Genomic DNA, 22,211 nt, shown 5'->3' with positions numbered 1-22,211 from the left:
TTCAAATGAAAGAACAAAACGCACCGTATTTTGGAAAATTATCAAGTCGCATGAATCATTTTCGCGAATCGGTATTAACAAAAAAGCCCTATATTGATGCAGAGCGAGCTTTGCTTGCGACAGAAGCGTATAAGGAACATCAAAATCAGCCCAGTACAGTGAAACGCGCATTGATGCTGCAAAATATTTTGGAAAAAATGTCGATTTATATTGAAGAAGACACATTAATCGTCGGAAACCAAGCCTCCTCCAACCGAGATGCGCCGATTTTTCCTGAATATACAATGGAATTTGTATTGAACGAATTGGATCTGTTTGAAAAACGAGATGGCGATGTTTTCTATATTACAGAGAAGACTAAAGAAGATTTACGCTCGATCGCACCGTTTTGGGAAAATAATAATCTGCGTGCGAAGGGCTGGGCGTTACTACCGGATGAAGTGAGTGTCTTCATGGAAACTGGTTTCTTCGGAATGGAGGGCAAGCTGAATTCTGGTGATGCTCATTTAGCGGTGGATTATGGGCAAATGTTGAAGGTAGGTCTAAAGGGGTACAAGGAACGAACGTTGAAGGAAAAAGCGGCCCTTGATCTGACGATTCCGGAAAGTCTTGATAAGTATCAATTTTATAAAGCCGTACTGATCGTAATCGATGCGGTGAAAACATTTGCGGAGCGCTTCTCAGCTTTGGCTAAGGAAAAAGCCGAGACAGCTGATCCTAAACGTCGCGCTGAATTACTAGAGATCTGCCGAATTTGCGGCAAGGTTCCTTATGAACCTGCGGAGACTTTTCAAGAAGCGATTCAGGCGACTTGGTTTATTCAATTGATTTTACAAATTGAATCAAACGGGCATTCATTATCCTACGGTCGTTTTGATCAATATATGTATCCTTATTTGAAGGCTGACTTAGACAAAGGCACCATCACTGAAGATCAAGCGGTGGAACTATTGACCAATCTTTGGATCAAAACACTAACGGTCAATAAAGTCCGCAGCCAATCCCACACACTCAGCAGTGCCGGCAGTCCGCTTTATCAAAATGTTACCATCGGCGGTCAGACTCGGGACAAAAAAGATGCTGTAAACGAATTGTCTTATTTGGTGTTACGGAGTGTCGCTCAAACCAAATTGCCACAGCCGAATCTAACTGTTCGTTATCATGCCGGTTTGGATAATCGTTTTATGAATGAATGTATCGAAGTCATGAAGCTTGGTTTCGGGATGCCGGCCTTCAACAATGATGAGATTATTATTCCATCATTCATGAAGGTAGGGGTCACGGAAGAAGATGCTTACGATTATAGCGCGATCGGTTGTGTAGAAACGGCTGTGCCGGGGAAATGGGGTTATCGTTGTACCGGGATGAGCTACATGAACTTCCCGAAAATTTTGATGATTGCCATGAATGATGGGATCGATCCAGTTTCTGGCAAGCGTTTTGTTAAGGGGTATGGGCATTTTAAAGACATGAAATCTTACGAGGATTTACAGGAAGCGTGGGATAAAACAGTACGAGAATTAACGCGGATGAGTGTGATCGTGGAAAATGCCATCGATCTTGGCTTGGAACGAGAGGTGCCGGATATTTTATGTTCAGCATTGACGGAAGATTGTATCGGTCGCGGGAAAACCTTGAAAGAAGGCGGCGCGGTGTATGATTTCATTTCTGGACTGCAAGTCGGCATCGCCAACATGGCGGATTCATTGGCAGCGATCAAGCAACTGGTTTTTGAAGAAGAAAAAGTGACACCGGATGAACTATGGGAAGCTTTGATGACCGATTATGCAAGCGAACGAAGTCAAGAAATCCAACAAATGATTTTAAATGATGTACCAAAATACGGGAATGACGATGATTCGGTCGATCAACTGATTACTGAAGCGTATGACAGCTACATCGATGAAATCGCAAAATATCCAAATACTCGTTATGGTCGTGGACCGATCGGCGGGATTCGCTATTCAGGAACGTCTTCGATTTCAGCGAATGTTGGCCAAGGTCGGGCAACGATGGCCACACCAGATGGACGAAATGCGTGGGTGCCGCTAGCAGAAGGCTGCTCACCATCACATAATATGGATAAAAATGGTCCGACTGCCGTATTGAAGTCTGTTTCAAAACTAAGTACCGAAGATATTCTCGGCGGTGTCTTACTGAATCAAAAGGTCAATCCGCAAACGTTAGCCAAAGAAGAAGACAAACAAAAATTGATCATGTTGTTACGGGCTTTCTTCAATAAGCTGCATGGTTACCACATTCAATACAATGTGGTTTCAAGAGAAACCTTGATCGATGCACAGAAGCATCCTGAAAAACACCGTGATTTGATAGTTCGAGTAGCCGGCTACTCAGCCTTCTTCAATGTGTTATCAAAAGCAACGCAAGATGACATTATCGAACGGACAGAACATGTGATTTAACAAAGTAAGACTTGATGAATAGCGAATTCATCAAGTCTTTTCGATTTTATGATATAAATAATCTAACCATTCTGAATCTTTACGGCGATTATTAAAAGGGACATAGCCGTTATATTTATAAATGTAGTCGATTTTCCAGCCATCCGTTTTAGTTCTTTTTTTCGCTATTAGCTGTAATAAATCTGTCGCCCGCGGGTCATTAGCAGATTGGCTTTTTTGAATAATATAAACTAAATCCGTCAATGATAGATGGTAGCTTTGAGGAAACATACTTTCAGTGATATGAGCACTGATCGGCTGGCCATTCGATCGTCGGCGAAACAGATTGTGCTGTAACATATATTCAAGTCCTAAATGAATCATTTCGTTGACCTTTTCATCATTAGGATCAACTAGGTCCTGATAGGTTAATAAGGCCCGCACTATTTTTCCGATACCAATAAAACAAGGCACCTTTTTCATACAGCCGCCAAACTTACAGATTCCTTTGTGAGGCCAACTAGTTTTCTGGTTACGATCAAAAACCTGAAATTGCTTGATCCAGTTAAGGGCACTCTGCGCTTCTTTTGAATGTCCTAGTCCAAGGCGGCAATAAGCTTCAAAGAGCAGAGCGTTGTAGCAGGGAACGATTTCTTCTAATTTTCCAGTATAAGAAAAGCCATCCGAGGTTGCCAAATGTTGATTTACAAATGTGATCAGCTCTTGAGTGAATGGCAACTGCTCTGTGTATGGAATTTCTGAAAGACCAATCAAGGCAAAAATTTTTCCTAATGGTTTTAGATCTTTTAGCTGCGTATACCTTTGTATAATGTCTGACTGTTCGAGATGTAGTAGAGGATCTTTGACTAATTCTCCATGATCAGTTGCGATACGCATCATCAGAGCTTTATCCATTTCTTTCACAGCCTTTCGTAGTTATTATCTCTAAGTTTGAATGAAGCAGAACTGTTTAAAAAATTGTGAAAGTGTGAAGAAAAAATCGTGTAAAACTCACACTGTCCAAGATATTCCTTTGGCAGCACTGTGCTTTATCCTATCCTTTGATACTTAGCTCATTAATTTCTGTTAATTTAACTACTTCAGTGAATTTTTTCACTTGTTTTGGATCAATCGTACCGTTTGTCTCAAACAATGAATTGGAGATGCCGCAGGCCATCGCATATTTGATCGCATCCTCCATCGCATATCCACGACTGATCGCAAAGGCCATTCCTCCAACTGTTGAGTCTCCACAACCTGTAGTATTCACAATCTCAACATGCGGAATTTGTACATCATAGATTGTCGAATGATGTTTGACAATGGCGCCGTCACCCCCTTGGGAAATCATGATCGTTTCGATATTGTCAAATAGCGGCTCTTTTAAAATAGTAATCAGTTCCTCAGTGGAAAGGATCTCTTTTCCTACTAATTCTTCTAACTCATGGGTGTTAGGCTTAATAAAGCTAGGACGAACAGTTTGCTGTGTTAAAACATTCTCCAGCTGTTTGCCAGAAATGTCCATTAAAATCGGAAATTCTGTACCTACAATTGATCGAATAAAGCTTAATAAGTGTAGATGAAAGTTTGAGTCATCAGAATTAACCGATCCGGAAATACAAATCGTATCAATTGCGTATTTTTTTAAAAGAGTTGCTACATGCTGGAAAAAGAGCTGCTCATTTTCCTTCGATAAGTAGAGTCCTTTTTCTACGAGTTCAGTATGTGTATTGCCGTCGTGCATAATGGTGATGGCGTTTCTTGAGTTGCCTTCTACAGGGAGAAACTCTAGCTGATAGCGTCCTTCTGCAATCAAGGTATCTAGAATCATTTTCCCAACTGGACCACCCAAAATACCTGTCAAAACTACGCCTTCGCCAGATTGTGCGATGACTCTGCCAGCATTGATACCTTTTCCGCCAATGGAAGTGTGAGGATTTTCGACACGATTGACTTGATCGAGTGTCAGTGAAGAAACAAGGTAATTGTAGTCCATTGATGGATTAAGTGTAATCGTTAATATCATTCCTGCTCCTCCTTGATGATCGTCGTAAATGAGCTGTAGTATTCAAATGTCGTGTCTGAAAGCTGATCATCGGTGACTAAATAGTCCACATCTGATAAGGAATAGAAGGTGTACACATCTGAACGGTTAAATTTAGAGCTGTCAGCAACAACGCATTTTTTGCGAGAATGGGCAAAAGCCACTCGTTGAATCGAACCTTCGATAGAATTTGCGGTTGTGACGTTATTATCGAAGACCCCGTTTGTTGCCGCAAAAGCAATATCGATATTCAAATTGTCAAAGCTCTTTTCAGCAATTTCCCCGTAAAATTCTTCAGTGGTACGAGAAAATTCACCACCAGTTAACAGGACGCGATAATCGGTGTTATAGATTAAATAATTAAAAGCCAGCAAACTATTTGTGATGACAAATAAGTTGGCTTTTTTTATTTCTGGCAAAGCATGAAGCATCGTAGTTCCTGCACCGATGTAAATCGTGTCATTATCGGAAATAATACTGTTCATCACTTTTCCAATGAATTTTTTCTCCGACACATTGGTATCAATTTTTTCTTGAGTGGATAATTCCTGTTCGATTTTTTCTAACTTTTGTGCACCGCCATAAATTTTCACTAATAAAGATTTTTCCGCTAATTCGTTGATATCTCTCCGAATCGTCATATCGGAGACCTTCAAATTTGAAGATATTTCTGGAATGGATAGGTAGTCATTTGCATGTAACAAATCCAAAATTTTTTCCTGACGTTCTTTTTTTAACATGAAATCACCTCATATAAGTAAGCTCTTACAATAGACCATCAATCAAGTGGCCATGTCTATACATTAATTAATAGCATTTAAAGGAGAAAAAAGCAAGGATAAAATGTTCATTGTTGTTAAAGTTTGTTAATATTTTCTGGATCAATTTAATGAAGCGATTTTTTTAAAAATAAAAAAGAAAAAGAAAGCGTTGACAAACGGTTTTTGCCGTTGTATATTTACATTGTAAAACAAATGTTAACAAAGATTAACAAATTATTTCAACGCGAGTTGGGGAGGAGCGAACGTACGTGAACTACAAGGACATGTTTGATAAACAGCTGATCAGTCTCGAAGTAGAAGGAGAAAGCGAAGAAAAAGTTTTTGAAACGGTGGCTGCGCATTTAAAAGCACTGGGCTTTGTCAATGATGGGTACTTAAAAGGCATTACCGCAAGAGAAAAACAATTTCCCACTGGATTGATTACGCAGCATCTGAATATTGCTCTGCCGCATTCTGATCCGGAATATATTGAAAAGCCGTTTGTTTATATTGCGCGATTAAAAAATGAGGTAAAGGTCAAGCAAATGGGCGATAGCCAAGAGATGGGAGTTAAGAACTTATTCTTCCTTGGCATTAAAGATCCCAAAGGGCAAGTGGGTTTACTTCAAGCGTTTATGGAATTATTTATGAAAGAAGACTTTGTAAGAACCTTTATGGCAGAACAGGATAAAACAAATATTTATCAATTGTTTACACAAAATATTTAATCAAAAATATATTAACTTATAGAAGTTGGAGGAATTTGAGATGAAAAGAAGATTGATTGTTGCATGTGGAAGTGGCGTGGCGACGAGCCAAACGATTGCTAGTAAGATTGCTGGATTGTTAGAGGATGATGGGATTGATTTTCCGGTTGAGGCGGTTGATTACAAATCCATTCAAAACGAGTTGCCGTCCACAGGAATCTATGTGTACGTCGCACAACCAGATGATGAGGTGTTAGAAAAAGCGGATGAATTAGGAGTAAAGGTTTTTCCAGGAATTCCTTTTCTGACAGGAATGGGAGCGGATCAAATTTATGAAGATATCAAGGCGTTGGTTGACTAACGAATAAAAAAATAGAGAAAGAAGTGAGAAGTGTGCAAATATTTCAGGACATCATCAATTATATCTTAGGGTTAGGTTCAGCTATTTTTGTTCCATTGATTATTTTGATTTTAGGACTTGTCGCAGGAATGAAGTTCAAAAAGGCATTTATGTCAGCGATTACCTTAGGGATTGCCTTTACCGGGATGTCAATGGTTATTGGGTTTATGTCTAATGCTGTGAGCCCAGCTTCAGAAGCGTTAGCTAAAAATACCGGGATTAACTTGCCGGCTTTAGACTTGGGCTGGACAGGTGCAGCAAGTATCACTTGGTCTTGGTCGTATGCGTTTGTTTTCTTCGCAGTCGTGTTAGGCGTGAATTTTGTCATGTTAATTTTGAACTGGACGAAAACGTTGAACGTTGACATGTGGAACGTTTGGGGAAAAGCATTAACTGCTTATTTAGTCTATTTTATCAGTGGCAGTTTGATAGCTGGTTTTGCGACAGCGATTGCTCAGGTAATTCTGGAATTAAAAATGGGCGACATGTTCCAGCGGCATATTGAAGATTTGACTGGGATTCCGTTGGTAACCGTTACGCATTTAATGAATATTTCCGCAGTGTTGTTATTGCCGATTAATGTCATCATGGATAAAATTCCTTTCTTTAACAAGCGTTCCGACACAAAGGCGTTGAAGAAAAAAATCGGCGTCTTCTCAGAAAACTCCGTTATGGGCTTTATTATCGGCTTAGGCTTAGGATTGGCCGCAGCCTATGGTGTCTCTGGTTCATTAAATTTAGCGATTCAAATTGCGACGGCGATGGCTTTATTCCCAATGATTTCAAAAATGTTCATGCAATCACTGTCACCATTAGCAGATGCCATGTCTGAAATGATGAAGAAACGCTTTAAAGATCGCGAAGTTTATATCGGATTAGACTGGCCAGTACTGGCAGGTCGTTCTGAAATTTGGGTGACGGCGATTCTATTAGTGCCGGTATTTATTGGCTATGCGATTATTTTACCTGGCAATGCAGTCTTACCGTTAGCTGGTATTATCAACTATTCGATTGCTGTAGGCGGCTTGCTGTTAACGGGTGGTAATCTTGTTAGAATGCTGATTATGGGCGTGATTTCTATGCCGATTTACTTATATGCTGCAACGTATTTAACACCGATTTTAACAGGTCTGGCAGATAAAACTGGGGCTGTTGAAGGGATCAAAAAAGGCCAACAGATTACTTGGTCATCGATTGAAGGACCAGAATTCCGTATTCTATTTGCAGAGGCCTTTAAAGGCAATATTTTAGGAATTGTTGGAGCGGTTATTTTTATCGCGATGTTTGTTTGGTTGTACAAATATATGAACAAAGCTAAAGTTCCGAGTCAAAGATATGAAGAACTGGCAGAGAAAAAAGTTAAGGGCGTAAAAGTCGCTAGCTAAACCAATCATGGAAGGATAGGTAAAGTGGATGGAAAAGAAAAGAGAGAACAAAGAAAAAACGAAATGGTTCGCTGTGTTGTTTCTTGCAATACTCAGCTTTATCCTAGCCTTCTTGACACAGCAAATTCTTTTTAATCTTATTGCAATCGGTTTGGCTATCATCGTTTATAAGTATGGAAATCCAGTTTTGTTTAAAGAGTATGATGAACGCAGAAGGAAAAAATATGAAGACGCGATGCGGGTTCGACAGGCCGCACAAACAGCTATTACCAGTAAGAAATTATTCAAAAAATAGAAAAGGTGGTCTCGATTATGTCAGATGGACGAATGATTTTTGAAAGAGAACGTGAAGATCTAGCGCGGATTGTGAAATTGATTTTCGCAAGAAAGAATACAAATGTCGCAGGAGGCAACTTTTCATTTAAAACGACAGATCAACATGGAAAAGAATACATTATTATGACCCCAACCATGATGTCTGAAGCCTACTTAGGTGAGGTATCCTCAGCACAAATCTTAGTTGTCGAGCCTCATACTAGAAAAGTCATCGATGGTGTTGGAAAATTGACACGTGAAATCAACCTGCATGAGGCAGTCTATGATACGAACCCTGAAATTAAAGCAGTGCTACATGCACATGCGCCTAATGCAATGTTTTGGGCGACGGCGGGATTGGATATGCCGAACTTAACGGAGGCGACACAAAAAGTCGGTTATGTTCCGGTACTTGATTTTGAGCCGAATTGTTCCCCTGAACTAGCGGAATTAGTCTCAAACTATATGAAAAAAGAGAATCTGGAGCTGCCAAATATGCTGCTGTTAAATAGTCATGGCGTGCTTATTAGTGCACCAGGAGAAACAGGAATTGAAGCAATCCATAAGGCTTTGCAGATTCTTGATACTACTGAATGGAATGCAGAGATCGCCTATAAGCAGACGATTTTCCAATCGTTAGGTTTATTAGATGGTTACTATTCTAAAGGAAAACAGGTTGGAACGCTTGAGGATTTGAAGGGACATACGCCAATCTATAACCGTGAGGAAATATTTGCGGGGGGAGATTAACTGTTAATAAGTATTTTAGTTGAATACCGCGTAAAGAAAAAAGTTGTTTCGCGATCGTGCGAAACAACTTTTTTTCTTTACTTCACTTCAGCCAACCGAAATCAGTCAAGCAAGTATGAATATCATTTTCGAATGTAGAAGAGCGAATGCCGTGTGATTCAATTTTGTTTGTTGACAGGCGCAAATCTCGAAACCGATCGGCAAATCGTTGATGATCTGGCAAGATATATTGATTGATAAGTGAGTCATTATATCCAAGAGCTTTCCCAATAAGCCTTGCTGCCTCATACGTGGACAAATCATTTTGACTCGAAAAATGATAGATGCCTCTTGGTAAATGAATGATTTTTTCAAATTGCTCAGCCAAATTTTTTCCATAGGTCATTCCGCGAGTTTCGTTGACTGAAAAGTGAGTCTTTTTTTTATAAAAGAGCGCATTCATTACGTTTTCAATGATGTTTGGACTGCTTCTAACACCAGGGAAAGAAAGACCCATCATCCAAGAAAGGCGTAAAATCACTGCATCATTATTATGATCACTTAAATATTTTTCGACTTCCATTTTTTGCTGACCATAAACAGAGGTGCTGTCAACTTGGCTTTCTTCAGTATAGGGAGCGCCCTCGCTCCGATTATTAAACACTTGTTCTGTACTCAAAAAAACAAATCGAGCATTCTTCTCATGACAAACCTTTGCAATATTGATGGCACTCTCGGTATTTACCTTATAAGTGTCTCTCGGATTTTGCTCACAATCTGCTGTTTGTGGACGAGCAGCAGTATGAAAGACGAGATCGTATTCTAACGCTTGAAACAACTTTGTAACGGCCTGAGTATTTGTTAAATCGACGTCTTTTCGTGTGATCGGTATAAAGTTAAAACGAGCGTTGTTGCTTGCTTGGATGAGAGATGCTAGGTACCCATTGGCCCCTGTAATAGCTATTTTAAACATTTTGGACGCTCCTAAATCGTAATCTTCCCATCAACAGCTTCCTTCTTTAACGAGTCAATGATAGAGATGCCTGAGCTTGTGCCGATACGTTCCGCACCGCAGACGATCATTTTTTTAAACGTTTCTGCATCACGAATACCCCCAGCAGCTTTTACTTTTACATCTGTGCCGACATGTTTCTTCATTAATTGAACATCTTCAAACGTTGCCCCTGAAGGTGCGAAGCCTGTAGATGTTTTAATGAAATCTGGTTTTACGGATTTAGCGATTTTACATAGAGCAATTTTTTCCTCTTCATCAAGATAAGCATTCTCGAAGATAACCTTTGAAATCACCTGATTTTCATTGCAGATGGTAACGATTTTTTCCATTTCAGTTTGTAAGTAAGCCCAATTTTTTGCTTTAACTTCGGTGAGATTAATAACGTAATCTATTTCTGTCGCCCCTTTTTTTATTGCATCCTTTGTTTCGGCAATTTTTGCGTCAATAGATGTTTGGCCTAATGGAAAACTAATGGCTGCACCAACATTGATGTCAGTATTTTCTAGCAACTGGCTGCATAATTCAGACTGGACTTGATTAATTGCGACCATTTTGAAGTGATAATCTTTGGCTTCATCACATAAAATTCGCATTTCTTCTTTAGTAGCTGTTGGTTTTAGATTGGTGTGGTCGATAAAACGAGATAGTTCGTCAATAGTGTAAGTCCTCATAAAATTCCCTCCTAATATGTAATTACATAAAATATATTAAAGCATAAACTCGGATGTGTCAATAAGTAAAAAAAGTAGTTGACAACGCTTTCCTCAGGAATTATAGTTATGACATAATATAAAATGTAATTACATATAAAGGGAGGGATGAATGAATGAAACTATTTTTGATAAGCCATGGAAAGTTTTGTGAAGGTCTATTAGATAGTTATCAAATGATTGCTGGTGAAAGCCAAGATATTTTTACGCTTAGTTTAACAGATGCTGGGATTCAAGATTTTTCTGACGGGTTAGCGATGATGCTAGCGAAACGAGAAAAGGAAGATGTGTTGATATTGACGGACATCAAAGGAGGGACGCCTTATAACGAAGCCTACAAACAATACCTTTTGGATCAGGAGCACATTGGTGTGGTTGCTGGAATGAATCTGCCGATGGTAATAGAAGTAGGATTGAACTTATCAAATAAAAGCTTGAATGAATTGGTTGAAATGGCGATTGAAATTGGAAGAGGAGGAATTCAAGGCGTCACAGAAGAGTCGTCAATGGAGAATGATCTGGAATTTTAAAAAAGATTTTATTGGTCTATGAGTAAAAAAAGTTCATATAGGAGGAAGCGAAGATGACGATAACACTAGCAAGAATTGATGATCGTGTGATTCACGGTCAAACAACAACAAGATGGACAAAAGCACGATCGGTACAAGGAATTTTAGTAGTAGGAGACGATATTGCAAAAGATGATCTGCGAAAAAAAGTATTAAAAGCTGCTGCCGGGAATTTAAAGTTGGGAATCTATACCACTGAACAAGCAATTGAGAGCGTTCCTAAAGGCAAAGACTCATCAAAAGATTTTTTTCTGATTAGCAATTCACCTCAAACTTTTGCTGAGTTGGTACGATTGGGGATTGATTTCGGTGGAAAACTAAATGTCGGTCCTATGAATACGAGAGAAGGGGCGAAGGTTTTAGGAAGAACGGTGGCGATTGATGAAATGGATTATCAAGCCTTTGAGTATATGGATCAACAAGGAATCGATATCGGTTTTCAGCTTTTACCGGATGACGAGCCTAAACCTTGGAAAACTATGAAAGCGAAATATGATTCGCTAACTAGGGAGTAACTTTAAAGGAGGAAAAAAGATGGATGGGAGTTTATTTTTACCAGCGTTACTGACAGGGATTTTTTGTTACTTGGGTGCGATTGAAAGTCCCTGGTTATTTGGTATGAGTGGTGGTTTTTATGTCGTGGGACGTCCTTTAGTAGCTGGTTTTTTGGTAGGGATTGCTTTTGGAGATGTGCAAGCCGGTGTTCTATGTGGCTTAGCGGTACAGGCGGTCTTTATCGCCAATCTATCTACGGGTGGTGCAACCAATAGCGAGATTACTTATGCAGCTTATGGCGGCATTGGACTGGCATTAGCAACAACTAGAGAACCAGCGGTGGCAGTAACCTTAGCGATTCTAATTGGTCAGACTTTTGGACTTATTTTTTACAATACTCGTATGGCGTTGTATTCATTTTGGAATACTCGGGCACAAAAGGCTGCAGAGGAAAACGATGATCGTAGGATTATGTTAAATCATATTGCTTATCCCCAGTTAACGACCTTCTTACTTCGGGCAATTCCTATTTTTGCAGCAATTTTCTTCGGTCGTGGGTTAGTCGATTGGCTTTTGACAAATGTTCCTCAAGTTGTTACAGATACGATCTCAGTATTAGGCGGTGTTTTACCAGCCTTGGGGATTGCGATGTTGATGGGGATTGTTGTTAAGGAAAAGGTTCATCTAGTCTTCTTTTTCGCGGGATTTGTATTGATGGCATTCGCCAAATTAAACATGATCGCATTAGTGTTTTTAGCAGCTATGGTAGCCTATATTGTTTACTTAAGTACCGGAAAAGGCAGTAGTGATAGTAAATTTGCGGCTGTATCGGATGTGACGATTGAACAAACCGAAGCTGCTTATGAAGATGACGATCTGTTTTAAGGAGGAAATGAAATGGAAGAGCGATTAACGAAAAAAGAGTTACGTCAGATTTGGAAACGTTGGGGATTTACACATTTATCATCAATGAGTTACGAAAAACTACAAGCACATGCATGGGCTTATTCCTATTTGCCATTTGCTGAGAAGTATTACAAAAATGATCCGGAGGCAAAACGCAGATTATTATTAAGGCACTCCATGTTTTATAATACTGAACCACAAACAGGTCAGCTGATCAACGGTATCGTTGCTTCATTAGAAGAAGAGATCGCTATTGGCGGAGATGTTCCTGAGGAAATGCCTGTAAATATCAAGACGACATTAATGGGCCCTTTGGCGGGAATTGGCGATTCGATCATTCAAGGCATTATTGTACCAATATTACTGTCCATTGCGATGGGATTAGCGTCAGGTGGAAACGCGTTAGGTCCTATTTTCTATATTGTTAGTTATGGAATTATCGGTCCTTTGATTTCTTACCTTTGTTTCATGAATGGTTATCGATTAGGTGTAAGTGCGATAGACGTTATCATTGGGGAGAATGCGAAACGAATTACTGACGCCTTCAATATTTTAGGAATTATGGTTGTGGGTGGCTTAGCGGCTTCAAATATCGCCTTGACAACAAAGATTAAAATTCCAATGGGGGATGACGTTCAAAAGCTGCAAGATGTTTTGGATGGAATTTTTCCTAACGTCCTTCCTTTGGTAATGGTTCTTTTAGCATGGTATTTATTGACAAATAAGCAAATGACCGCAACGAAGGTGATTCTTGTTTTGACGGTTATTTCAGCAATTGGTGTTGTTATTGGAGTGTTCTAGCATTGGAGGCGTGTTTCTAATGAAACGCGTCTTCTTTCGTTGAGAGTAAAATATATTTAGGAGGATATTATGTATATACTAAAACCAGAATCACGAGAACGTATTTGGGGAACACCAAGACTGCATGGCTATAGCGGTGATCAACAAGTGGAGAAAATCGGGTCAGTATATTCAGCTAGTGGAATAGCCGATATTGATTGTTCAGTGGTCAATGAAGAGAAGACTTTTAGTGAATTGATTACAGAGAAACCAGAAAAATTTGGATTAGAAGCGGGGGAAGTTTATCCATTAATAATTTCCTTTACAGCCTGTGATGAAAATCTCAGCATTCAAGTTCATCCGACAGATGAATATGCTCAGAAAGTGGAGAAAATGCCTTATGGGAAAAGCGAGGCATGGTATTTTCTGACACCGCCAGAAGCAGGATGGATTTATGCAGAGCAACAGGTACCTAAGAAATCAGTAATTTTAGCAGCAGCAGAAAAGAATGAGTATACAGAGATATTACGAGAGTATCCTGTGAAAAAGCACGAGTTAATCTATATTCCATCTGGTACGATTCATGCTTTAACGAAAGGATCTCTTGTTTACGAAATTCAGCAAGCCACAGATATTACGTATCGTTTTTATGATTATGATCGACTAGATACCAATGGAAAGAAGCGTACTCTTCACGTTGAGAAGGCAATTGAAACCTTGCGGCCAGAGCAGCAAGTAGAACGGCGAACGTTTGCGCCGAACGATGTATTTGATCAAAGTGCATTTACAATACAGCATCTAGTGGGTAGACAGATTATAGAAAATAAGTCTGAATTAGCGAGTATTCTCACGATTCTTTCAGGTGAAATGGTTATTGCAGATACTGTTTGTAAAGCAGGTCAAAGTTTGGTTTTATTGAAAGAAGAGATGGTTGAGTTGCCGGAGTCAGTCGAAGCGGTATTAGCTACACCGAAAAAATATTGGAAATAGTAATATGTTATAATGGAGACAATTAATTGAGGAGTAGGTAGCTTATGAATATCCCTTTACATAAAAAAATTCGAATGGATTTATTGGAGAAGATTCAAAATGGAGAATACGCGGAGAACCAACTTATCCCAACTGAAATGGAATTAGCTGAACAATACAGTGTTAGTCGACCTACAGTGCGTCAGGCAGTGCAGGCGTTAGTGGATGAAGGCTATTTAGAAAAGCGTAAAAAAAGAGGAACAATTGTCAAAAAAAATAAAATCCAGCAAGAATTTACTCATGTAATTGAGAGTTTTGATTCAGAAATGAGCCGTAAGGGAATCATTCCTAAAACAAAAGTCTTAAATTTCAAAAAGGTGGTAGCGAACGAAGAAGTTGCTGAAAATCTAGAGGTGAATCAAGGGGATACGGTTTATAAACTAACGCGGCTGCGTTACGCGGAGCTGAAGCCTGTAGTTTTAGTTACTAGTTATATACCTTTCGAGTTGTTTCCAAAATTTCAAGAGGTTGATTTTACTAAAGAAAAAATGTATCAGGTTTTTGAAGAGATGGGGTATCCAATCAGAACAGTCACACGGAAATTAGAGGTCATTAAAGCAGATGAAACGATTAGTGATTTGTTAGATGTTGAAGAAGGTGACCCGATGTTCTATTTTCATACGCAGGGTTTTTCTGAAAATCGTGTTCCTGTCGAGTATTCGATTTCGAAGTATCGTGGTGATATTAACTATTTCGTCTTTGAGTTAACACAATAATCTTCAATCATATAGCGAAGTAAATGTAATCTAGGAGGTCAAAAGCTGATAAATCAGGCTTTCGTTTTCCTAGATTTTTTGTACTGGTTTGCAGGGAAAACGTAATAATCTATATGTCAATAGTGAATATATCTAATAATACAGAGATGAAAATGTCGTAATTAAAAATAAAAATAATGATTTTAGGATTTATTTATTATATATGGTACAATTTGGAATATAAAGAATATGTTCTTCTTAGGCATATTATGTATTTATAAAACATATTATTATTTTCCGATAGGGGTGTTGACAACGTCCATTGTACACAAAATAGATATTTCTGGAAATCTATTAAAATATATAGCTATTCTTGCAATGTTTTTTGATCACTTTGTCTCGGTGTTCGTCTGTCAACCAGATATCACCGGAAGTTTGCTTCGTGTGCCTGGGAGGCTGACCGCGCCTATTATGTGTTACTTGATTGCGGAAGGGTTTTATTATACTTCTAATTTGAGGCGGTATACGAAACGTTTATTCCTGTTTGCATTGATTTCGCATTTTCCTTATGTATGGTATTTCAATTTACCTTGGTGGGGTGCTACCAGCGTGATGTGGAGCCTGACTTTAGGATTGTTAGCGTTATCAATTGTAAAAAGGGGCAGCGGACCACTTTGGTCGAAACCGATTTGTGTGGGTGTTTGTTGTTTGCTGGCTTACACCGCTGACTGGAATTTTATTGCTGTTTTATGGATACTATTTTTCGGCCTCTACCGTGGGGATTTTAAAAAGCAGATGCTCAGCTTCAGCATTATTGGACTTTTCTTATATATTTTTCCGACAATACTGCGTTCAGGGGTTTTGTCCGCCTATGCATTTGGTATCTTTTTGGTTATTCCACTCTTATTTTTTTATCACGGAAGACAAGGGAGAAAAAGTAAATTTCTTAAATGGGGATTTTACATCTTTTATCCCATTCATTTATTGTTGCTCTATTTTTTACGACTCTGGCTTTTATAAAAGGAGGATACGAATCACTTGAAAAAAGTGCATCGATTATTAATAGTAAGTCTGCTGCTGTGTGCTTGTTCATCTGACAAAAATGAGACAGATTCCACAGAGAAAAAAAGCATCTCAGAAAATTCAATAGTTGCAAAAAGCGAGACTACCACTAAAAAAGAATCAACTTCTTTGACCATCGAAGAACCAGAAGCGCCGATCTATCAAGGAGACTATGAGCTGCCTTTAGCTGGTGCCACTGGCTATGCTTCGGTTTCTTTAGAGGTAAAAAAGGAACCAGAAGCAGCAGCCGAAGTTTTAACGCCGATCAGTCCTGGAACTGCCTACACTATTTTGGGAGAGGAAAACGGTTGGTTGAATATCAAGCTGGATGATACAGTTGGTTGGATTCAAAATCAGTATAGCTTAGTTAATTTGCCGGATATCATTCCTTCAATTATTTACAAGAATACAAATGTGGAGGCGTCAGTTTTTTATTCTTCTGGTCAAACGATTCCAGGGATAACCCACCAATCATTATACAAAAGTAAAGGCTTTAACGAACGTTTAAAAAAAGAGCAGTTTATTATGCCGGTTCTTTTTCCAATGGCGAAAAAGCTGATGGCTATGCAGAAAATGGCTTTAAGTGAAAACAATACCCTAGTGTTGTATGAAGCATTTCGTCCGCTCAGTGTGCAGCTGCAGGTTGCAGAGGCAGTAAAGAATTTGGCTTCAGAAAATCCACAAGTCCTGCAGGGGATCACCCAGCCGCCATGGAGTATCAATTGGTTTATTTCAACTCAGGTTTCTAATCATCAGGTAGGCTATGCGATTGACGTAAGTTTGGCAAAAGTGACGGTATTCTCTGAAGAAAAATATGGAAAACATAGGGTTCGCACGGTGTCGCGTTACGAAGAATATGCGATGCACACCAATATTCACGAATTAAGTGTCCGTTCTGCAATCTTTACAGCGCCTGTCACTGTGCTTTCACCTACTGCTTGGCAGCAAGGAGTCCTTACTCCAGAGGTGAATCAGTTTGAACTGCTTCTGCAAAAATATGCGACAACAAGCGGACTGACACCGTTAGCGTCGGAATGGTGGCATTTTAATGACTTAGACGCCTTGAATCTGCTGGCAGGAAATACCGGTAATGGGGATTATGTATTGACTGAAACGAAAAGTACTTGGATAGAATGATTGGAAGATGCCTTTGATTAGGTGTCTTCTTTTTTAGCGGGAAAAGGAAATCACTCTAGTACATTTCTTAAAAATTTGGTACGCTAATAGGGAAAAGAGGCGAGGAAATGTTAAAAACGGATCGATTTCAAGCGATCATGTCATTATTGGAAGTTAATGGAACGGTGCGCGTCAGTGACATTATGGATAAATTATCAGTTTCTGATATGACAGTACGACGTGATTTGGATGAATTGGAAAAACAAGGCTTATTAGAGCGAGTACACGGCGGAGCGAAATTGAAAGATTTTTATCGTCACGTCGAGCTTTCACATACCGAAAAACAGATTATGCTGCAGACGGAGAAGCAGCGTATCGTAGAAAAAGCCAATGAGCTGATTAACGACGGGGATACGCTTTTTCTTGGACCTGGAACGACGATCGAGCTTCTATCAAAAATTATCCGAGCAGACTCGTTGCGGATTGTGACGAATTGCTTACCTGTTTTTGAAGAGTTAAACAAGCATAAAGGGAATCGGAAAATTTACTTATTAGGCGGTGAATTGCGAGAAACAACGCAATGCTTTGTTGGAGAGATTACCAATAAATCACTGAATGATATGAATTTCCATAAAGCATTCTTCAGCTGCAATGCTCTAAACGAGCAGAAAATTATGACGTCTACATTTGAAGAAGGACAAACCCAGCAAATTGCTTTGAATAATTCTATTGAACGGTTTTTACTAATTGATCATTCTAAGATTGGCAAGCGCGATTTTTCTGTTTACTACAATCTGAATGATGTCACGGCAGTGATTTCAGATGAAGATGAACAGAAGCACTATGAAAAAATTGAAAAAGAAGAAAAATATATTGTTTAAAAATGATTGGCTAAAACACTCTTTAAAGCTCCGAGTAGAGCTTCAAAGAGTGTTTTTTTGAATTGATTATACGCAAAAAATCTCCTTTTTCTTTACCCAATTATAATTTTTATAAAATTAATTTTGGTTATTTTTAGCCATGTTTTAGGTGTATCATGGAAGAGAAGAAACAATCGAAAAATGACCAATATTTTTAATCAAAAGGAGAGAACACGTATGCCAACGAAACCATTGAGCCAAATCGCACTTTTTAAAATGCACAGGGAGAACCTTCAGAAGAGAATAGTGAAATTTTATGAAGAATCACAGGACGCAGATTCTGTTATCCAATACCTTATTGCCGTGCTGATTCGCCAATGCTTGTGCATCAGTGATTTCTCTGATTTTTGCAGTGAAGTAGTCCGAGAAATCTTTCTTTCTGCCGAGCCGTCAGATGTGTTGCGAAAGGCTTGTCCCTTGTTCCGTGACTATTTCAGCAGCGGCAAGGAGTGGGAACAGGTCACTCGCCGTTTATATAAAAATAAAAACGAATACCATCGCTACAACAACCGACTGAGCGATTGCAAGAAATATATCTTTAGTAAAACAACCCCGATAGAAGAAACCGATGGGCAACAATATAAAATTATCTCCACCTTTGAAGACGCTGTTGGCAAGCTGCACACCTGGAGTCTGCAGGATGCCGATAAACATTCCTCTTCCATCAAGATCGATGCGGTCTTGGAACTAATGTCTACGTTAACGATCTTTGAAAAGGACGGGATTCGCCGGTTTGTAAAGTTGGAAAACTCCGATATCATGAACTGCACCCGTTATCCTAAGATCAGAAAAGGCGAAGTGGTGGAGGAAATAGAAGCAGAGACTCAGCCAAAAGCAGAAATGACAGCGTTAACAAGCTTCAGCGTCGATACAATGACAGACGAGGAAAAACTAGAACTAGTCAAACAGTTGTTACCAGAAGGCATCGTCTTAACCGACACACGAATGGCACAGTTAGAGCAGGAAAAAGAAGAGAATAGTGCACCAGATACGGAAAGTTCCGCAGTCTCGACCAACGACCAAGCTAACGGAGCAAGCCAGGCAGCAGTGAAGGAACCACCAGCCAAGAAGAAATCCTCGATGCCAAGGCCGATGCTCTCTCAGCTGAAAAATCCCCTTCTATGAACTATAAGAAACCAAAAAGCGCGAAGCAAAAGAAACGAGAAAAAAATGATGAATTGATGAAGCGGACGAAAGAGGGGAAGAGGAATTCGAGGAAACGAAAGAAGCGGAAATAATAAGCATAAATAGGCATAGTGGGATCTGAAGATTGTAGGAGGAGTGCGTTAAAAAGTTTGTTTGAATCTAACGTATTTAATCCAGCGACCCTAGTTTTCGTTTAGAGCTTGCATCTTTGTTAGTGCTGTTTATTTTTGTTTGTTTATATTTTTAAGAAAAGTCAGATTTGTTCTATCGAGGTAATTTCATTTTTGGGTGGAGCAGAGGTTTATTTGCTGTGGCCTTTTCCCTTTTTTAATAATAGTAAAGCTGGATTTGTCGCAGAATAGATAAAAAAGTAATAAACCTTTTTTAAATCAAGCCTAACTGCCAACTGGCATTTAGTCACTAAAGCAAGCATAAAAAGAATTTGAAAGTTTATATGACTGAGTTGCCACTATTAAGGATGAAGGGAGACATTATGAAGCGATAGAAACAACAGAAGAATAGATTAAAAAAAATAATCCCGGAGATCTCTGATCTTCGGGATTATTTTTTTTTATTTTGCTTGAGCGGCATAGGCAACATTGCCTTTTGCTGCTGTTGGTGCAGTTTTTTCTTCTTTCTCAGATGCGTATGTCGCGTTGCGTTTCTTCATTTGACGCGCATACCAGATAAAAATAAGAAGATAAGCAGCTAGCGCTAAGGCGGCATAGATCACAAATTCGATTTGGCCTTGTGAGGCATTTCCCACTAAGTAGCCTAAGAATTTTTCGATCGGGCCTTCCATTGTCGTATGAGAGATCATCGCTGATTCACTTAGACCGGAAGGGAAGGCGCCCACAGCTTGAGCGGTTTGCGTGACAAAAGGTGCGATCAATGTGCCTGACCATAAGAACAACGGCAATTCAATTGCACCAATGACGATCATGCGAATCAATTTTCCGCGAGTAACAACAAGCAATGCTGGGGTAACACCCATAGCGATGATTCCGCCTAATGGCAATAATTTGTTGCCAGGTAAAATAATGGCTTCCAGCAGCATGATTGGTGCTAATACGTTAGCGGCAGCCCAGATTTCTGCCCGGCCTGCTAGGAACGGCCAATCTAAACCAATATTGATCGTACGTCCTTTCAAACGTTTGTTGGCAAAGTCGGTAATCCCTTGTGATAAAGGCTCAACGGCCGCGATAAACCATGCACCGATTAAAGAGAACAATTCTAAACAGACGGCTGCAGTAAAGGCTAATGAGAAGATTTGTGTAGGTGTTTGTCCAGCTAATAGCCCAACAAAAATCCCTAAATAAATCCCGATGGCAAATTTTGATCCCCAAAAACCGATCTTGCTGTTTAGTTTAGCCGCATCAAAATCGTATTTATCCAACCAAGGGAAGACCTTGTCGAAAATCTTGTCAAAAACCATAATGATCGGATTCATCATATAGTTCATATGAGTAGTCGTCATCGGGTTGCTGTCGGGTGCATTCAATAAATCATTAAAGGTTGGTTTCATCAAATCAGAGTTCCAAATTTTCAATACACCGATAAAAATAACCAAGGCGGTAGCGATAAATAGATTGGCACCGCAGAAGATCGCGAATAATCCAACAATCGCCAAATGCCAAATATCAAAGATATCAACATCTAAGGTATTGGTCTTTTTCATCGCCAACATGACGATGTTAACGATCACCATGACTAGTAGGAAGTATAAGGTGTATGGAGATCCCCAAGTAATAGTAGCCAATGGTGCCCAACCAACATCAGTGATATTCAAAGAAATCCCTGTTCGTTCAACAAAAGCGGTCATAGCGTCTGAAAAAGCAGTGGTTAAAATACCAATAATAGCTCCGATACCCGTCAAGGCGATACCAAGTTTGATCCCGCCTTCTAGGGCACGTGACGGTTTTACTTTAAAAAATAAGGCAATAACAGTTAGTACGATAGTCATTAATGGGGCCGCCCCTAAATTGATTAGAGGCGTAAAAATTTGATTGGCGATATCAATAATTGTACTCATTAGCTTGTCCTTTCTTGATGCCTATTTATTTAATGATTGGATAGCGCTTTCCATACTTTGGTAAACAGGTTCAGCCATTGCGGGAATACGATAAAGGATTGCGCCTGCGTCAACAACAGGGATATTTACATTGAAGCCTAGGTCTGTATTGGCGATTTGAGCGAAAATATCGTAATGAGACAGCATTTCTTCATTGATATCTTTGATCATGACAGCATCACAGGTTACTTGATACCCACGGTTGTTTAATTCTGTTTCTAAGGCACTTTTGATTTGATGGCTCGAATTCACTCCTGCACCACACGCTGCTAAAATTTTGATCATGATTAGTCTCTCCTTTAATAGGTATATTATTTTATTCTGCTAATTAAGCAGAAACTTCCATAGTAAAATGTTCCTCTAAAAACTGATAGATCGCTTCTGTATCCTCAAGTTTGAAAAACGCACAGAGCTCTTTCTTATCAACCGAATTAATGAAATCCATAATATCTGCTAACATGCCAGCTTGTGCTTCGCCGTTTTCGTTCAAAATCATAAATAGGAAACGCACAGAAAGCTGGTCGCCAGGCGAGATCATATTATGGAATGTGATCTCATGGGTTAATTTGATTGGAATAATTCGGGTCGTCCGGACATATTCGCTTTCCGTATGAGGAATCGCAATATCCGGCAGGATTTCCGAAATAGGTGAAAGATCCAGACCTGTTGGATAATTCCGTTCTCTTTCTAATAGACTCTCCAAAAAATCTTCAGTAACTAACTGTTTGTTTAACAGATCCAAATAAACTTCCTCAAAAACCTCTGCTTGGGTGCCCTTGCTGGAAACGTAGGTTGTCTCCTTAAAAAAAAGCTTTTTCAAACAGAACAGCTCCTTTCTTAGTTCGTTTATGTTTGTTTACATGTTGAGTATAATCGCTTACATTCACCTTGTCAACACAAAACAAAAATATATAAACATATTTTGTTGATAAATGTTTGGTAATGTTTTATTAT

Annotated in this window: 23 protein-coding genes and 1 pseudogene; 16 read left to right on the top strand and 8 right to left on the bottom strand. The window is 39.3% G+C overall.

The window, feature by feature from the left end:
• The first annotated feature begins 5 nt into the window (after positions 1-5).
• Positions 6-2,423: a glycyl radical protein gene (locus IGI50_RS18775; RefSeq protein WP_438778437.1), complete on the top strand. Its 2,418-nt coding sequence runs from the start codon at positions 6-8 to the stop codon at positions 2,421-2,423.
• A 30-nt stretch (positions 2,424-2,453) separates the two neighbouring features.
• On the opposite strand, the gene IGI50_RS18770 is transcribed toward IGI50_RS18775, so the two are convergent.
• The 3 genes from IGI50_RS18770 to IGI50_RS18760 form a co-directional block, all read right to left on the bottom strand.
• Positions 2,454-3,317 (bottom strand): hypothetical protein, encoded by an 864-nt coding sequence (locus tag IGI50_RS18770; protein ID WP_438778092.1) that lies wholly within the window; start codon positions 3,315-3,317, stop codon positions 2,454-2,456.
• Between the two features lie 139 nt (positions 3,318-3,456).
• Positions 3,457-4,428, bottom strand: a complete 972-nt coding sequence (locus tag IGI50_RS18765; protein WP_438778091.1) for a 1-phosphofructokinase family hexose kinase — start codon at positions 4,426-4,428, stop codon at positions 3,457-3,459.
• The gene (locus IGI50_RS18760; protein ID WP_070509886.1) at positions 4,425-5,186 is read right to left on the bottom strand and encodes a DeoR/GlpR family DNA-binding transcription regulator; all 762 of its coding nucleotides are present in this window, start codon (positions 5,184-5,186) and stop codon (positions 4,425-4,427) included. Before IGI50_RS18760 ends, IGI50_RS18765 begins: the two co-directional genes overlap by 4 nt.
• A gap of 290 nt (positions 5,187-5,476) precedes the next feature.
• Here IGI50_RS18760 and IGI50_RS18755 point away from each other — a divergent pair, with 290 nt between their 5' ends.
• The 5 genes from IGI50_RS18755 to IGI50_RS18735 are packed head-to-tail and all read left to right on the top strand — an operon-like array spanning position 5,477 to position 8,764.
• Positions 5,477-5,935: a PTS sugar transporter subunit IIA gene (locus tag IGI50_RS18755; protein WP_070509884.1), complete on the top strand. Its 459-nt coding sequence runs from the start codon at positions 5,477-5,479 to the stop codon at positions 5,933-5,935.
• Between the two features lie 40 nt (positions 5,936-5,975).
• On the top strand, positions 5,976-6,275 hold the full coding sequence (locus IGI50_RS18750) for a PTS sugar transporter subunit IIB (protein ID WP_070509881.1): 300 nt from the start codon (positions 5,976-5,978) through the stop codon (positions 6,273-6,275).
• A 32-nt stretch (positions 6,276-6,307) separates the two neighbouring features.
• Positions 6,308-7,699, top strand: coding sequence for a PTS galactitol transporter subunit IIC (locus IGI50_RS18745; RefSeq protein ID WP_438778090.1), 1,392 nt, complete (start codon positions 6,308-6,310; stop codon positions 7,697-7,699).
• A gap of 28 nt (positions 7,700-7,727) precedes the next feature.
• A complete protein-coding gene (locus tag IGI50_RS18740; RefSeq protein WP_010743363.1) occupies positions 7,728-7,994 on the top strand; it encodes a hypothetical protein in 267 nt (88 codons plus the stop codon).
• Positions 7,995-8,011: 17 nt separating this feature from the next.
• The gene (locus IGI50_RS18735; RefSeq protein WP_438778089.1) at positions 8,012-8,764 is read left to right on the top strand and encodes a class II aldolase/adducin family protein; all 753 of its coding nucleotides are present in this window, start codon (positions 8,012-8,014) and stop codon (positions 8,762-8,764) included.
• An 82-nt stretch (positions 8,765-8,846) separates the two neighbouring features.
• On the opposite strand, the gene IGI50_RS18730 is transcribed toward IGI50_RS18735, so the two are convergent.
• Positions 8,847-9,716 carry an SDR family oxidoreductase gene (locus tag IGI50_RS18730; protein WP_438778088.1) on the bottom strand — a complete coding sequence of 290 codons (870 nt, stop codon included), beginning with the start codon at positions 9,714-9,716 and terminating at the stop codon, positions 8,847-8,849.
• Positions 9,717-9,727: 11 nt separating this feature from the next.
• Positions 9,728-10,429 (bottom strand): deoxyribose-phosphate aldolase, encoded by a 702-nt coding sequence (deoC, locus tag IGI50_RS18725; RefSeq protein ID WP_438778087.1) that lies wholly within the window; start codon positions 10,427-10,429, stop codon positions 9,728-9,730.
• 155 nt (positions 10,430-10,584) lie between these two features.
• Between deoC and IGI50_RS18720 the strand changes: the two genes are divergently transcribed.
• The 10 genes and pseudogenes from IGI50_RS18720 to IGI50_RS18675 all read left to right on the top strand — a co-directional run bounded on the left by IGI50_RS18720 (position 10,585) and on the right by IGI50_RS18675 (position 19,278).
• Positions 10,585-10,998, top strand: coding sequence for a PTS sugar transporter subunit IIA (locus tag IGI50_RS18720; protein WP_438778086.1), 414 nt, complete (start codon positions 10,585-10,587; stop codon positions 10,996-10,998).
• Between the two features lie 53 nt (positions 10,999-11,051).
• Positions 11,052-11,552 (top strand): PTS system mannose/fructose/N-acetylgalactosamine-transporter subunit IIB, encoded by a 501-nt coding sequence (locus IGI50_RS18715; RefSeq protein ID WP_070509861.1) that lies wholly within the window; start codon positions 11,052-11,054, stop codon positions 11,550-11,552.
• 19 nt (positions 11,553-11,571) lie between these two features.
• Positions 11,572-12,417 (top strand): PTS mannose/fructose/sorbose/N-acetylgalactosamine transporter subunit IIC, encoded by an 846-nt coding sequence (locus tag IGI50_RS18710; RefSeq protein WP_438778085.1) that lies wholly within the window; start codon positions 11,572-11,574, stop codon positions 12,415-12,417.
• Positions 12,418-12,429: 12 nt separating this feature from the next.
• On the top strand, positions 12,430-13,239 hold the full coding sequence (locus IGI50_RS18705; protein WP_438778084.1) for a PTS system mannose/fructose/sorbose family transporter subunit IID: 810 nt from the start codon (positions 12,430-12,432) through the stop codon (positions 13,237-13,239).
• 69 nt (positions 13,240-13,308) lie between these two features.
• Positions 13,309-14,208 carry a class I mannose-6-phosphate isomerase gene (locus IGI50_RS18700; RefSeq protein ID WP_438778083.1) on the top strand — a complete coding sequence of 300 codons (900 nt, stop codon included), beginning with the start codon at positions 13,309-13,311 and terminating at the stop codon, positions 14,206-14,208.
• 44 nt (positions 14,209-14,252) lie between these two features.
• A complete protein-coding gene (locus IGI50_RS18695; protein ID WP_438778082.1) occupies positions 14,253-14,963 on the top strand; it encodes a GntR family transcriptional regulator in 711 nt (236 codons plus the stop codon).
• 228 nt (positions 14,964-15,191) lie between these two features.
• On the top strand, positions 15,192-15,962 hold the full coding sequence (locus tag IGI50_RS18690; protein ID WP_438778081.1) for a TraX family protein: 771 nt from the start codon (positions 15,192-15,194) through the stop codon (positions 15,960-15,962).
• Positions 15,963-15,989: 27 nt separating this feature from the next.
• Positions 15,990-17,141 carry a M15 family metallopeptidase gene (locus tag IGI50_RS18685; protein ID WP_438778436.1) on the top strand — a complete coding sequence of 384 codons (1,152 nt, stop codon included), beginning with the start codon at positions 15,990-15,992 and terminating at the stop codon, positions 17,139-17,141.
• A 107-nt stretch (positions 17,142-17,248) separates the two neighbouring features.
• Positions 17,249-18,001, top strand: coding sequence for a DeoR/GlpR family DNA-binding transcription regulator (locus IGI50_RS18680; RefSeq protein ID WP_070509843.1), 753 nt, complete (start codon positions 17,249-17,251; stop codon positions 17,999-18,001).
• A gap of 216 nt (positions 18,002-18,217) precedes the next feature.
• Positions 18,218-19,278 (top strand): annotated as a pseudogene (locus IGI50_RS18675) (glycosyltransferase family 1 protein).
• A gap of 479 nt (positions 19,279-19,757) precedes the next feature.
• Here the strand turns inward: IGI50_RS18675 and IGI50_RS18670 are convergent.
• The 3 genes from IGI50_RS18670 to IGI50_RS18660 are packed head-to-tail and all read right to left on the bottom strand — an operon-like array spanning position 19,758 to position 22,077.
• On the bottom strand, positions 19,758-21,218 hold the full coding sequence (locus IGI50_RS18670) for a PTS galactitol transporter subunit IIC (protein WP_438778080.1): 1,461 nt from the start codon (positions 21,216-21,218) through the stop codon (positions 19,758-19,760).
• A gap of 21 nt (positions 21,219-21,239) precedes the next feature.
• Positions 21,240-21,542, bottom strand: a complete 303-nt coding sequence (locus IGI50_RS18665; protein WP_010743375.1) for a PTS sugar transporter subunit IIB — start codon at positions 21,540-21,542, stop codon at positions 21,240-21,242.
• A 43-nt stretch (positions 21,543-21,585) separates the two neighbouring features.
• Positions 21,586-22,077: a PTS sugar transporter subunit IIA gene (locus IGI50_RS18660; protein WP_438778079.1), complete on the bottom strand. Its 492-nt coding sequence runs from the start codon at positions 22,075-22,077 to the stop codon at positions 21,586-21,588.
• Positions 22,078-22,211 lie beyond the last annotated feature (134 nt).

This window comes from Enterococcus sp. DIV0170 (assembly GCF_051710765.1).
Classification (GTDB): Bacteria; Bacillota; Bacilli; order Lactobacillales; family Enterococcaceae; genus Enterococcus_A; species Enterococcus_A raffinosus.
The sequence above is the reverse complement of the archived record's forward strand: the minus strand, read 5'-3'. Positions and strand labels throughout refer to the sequence as shown.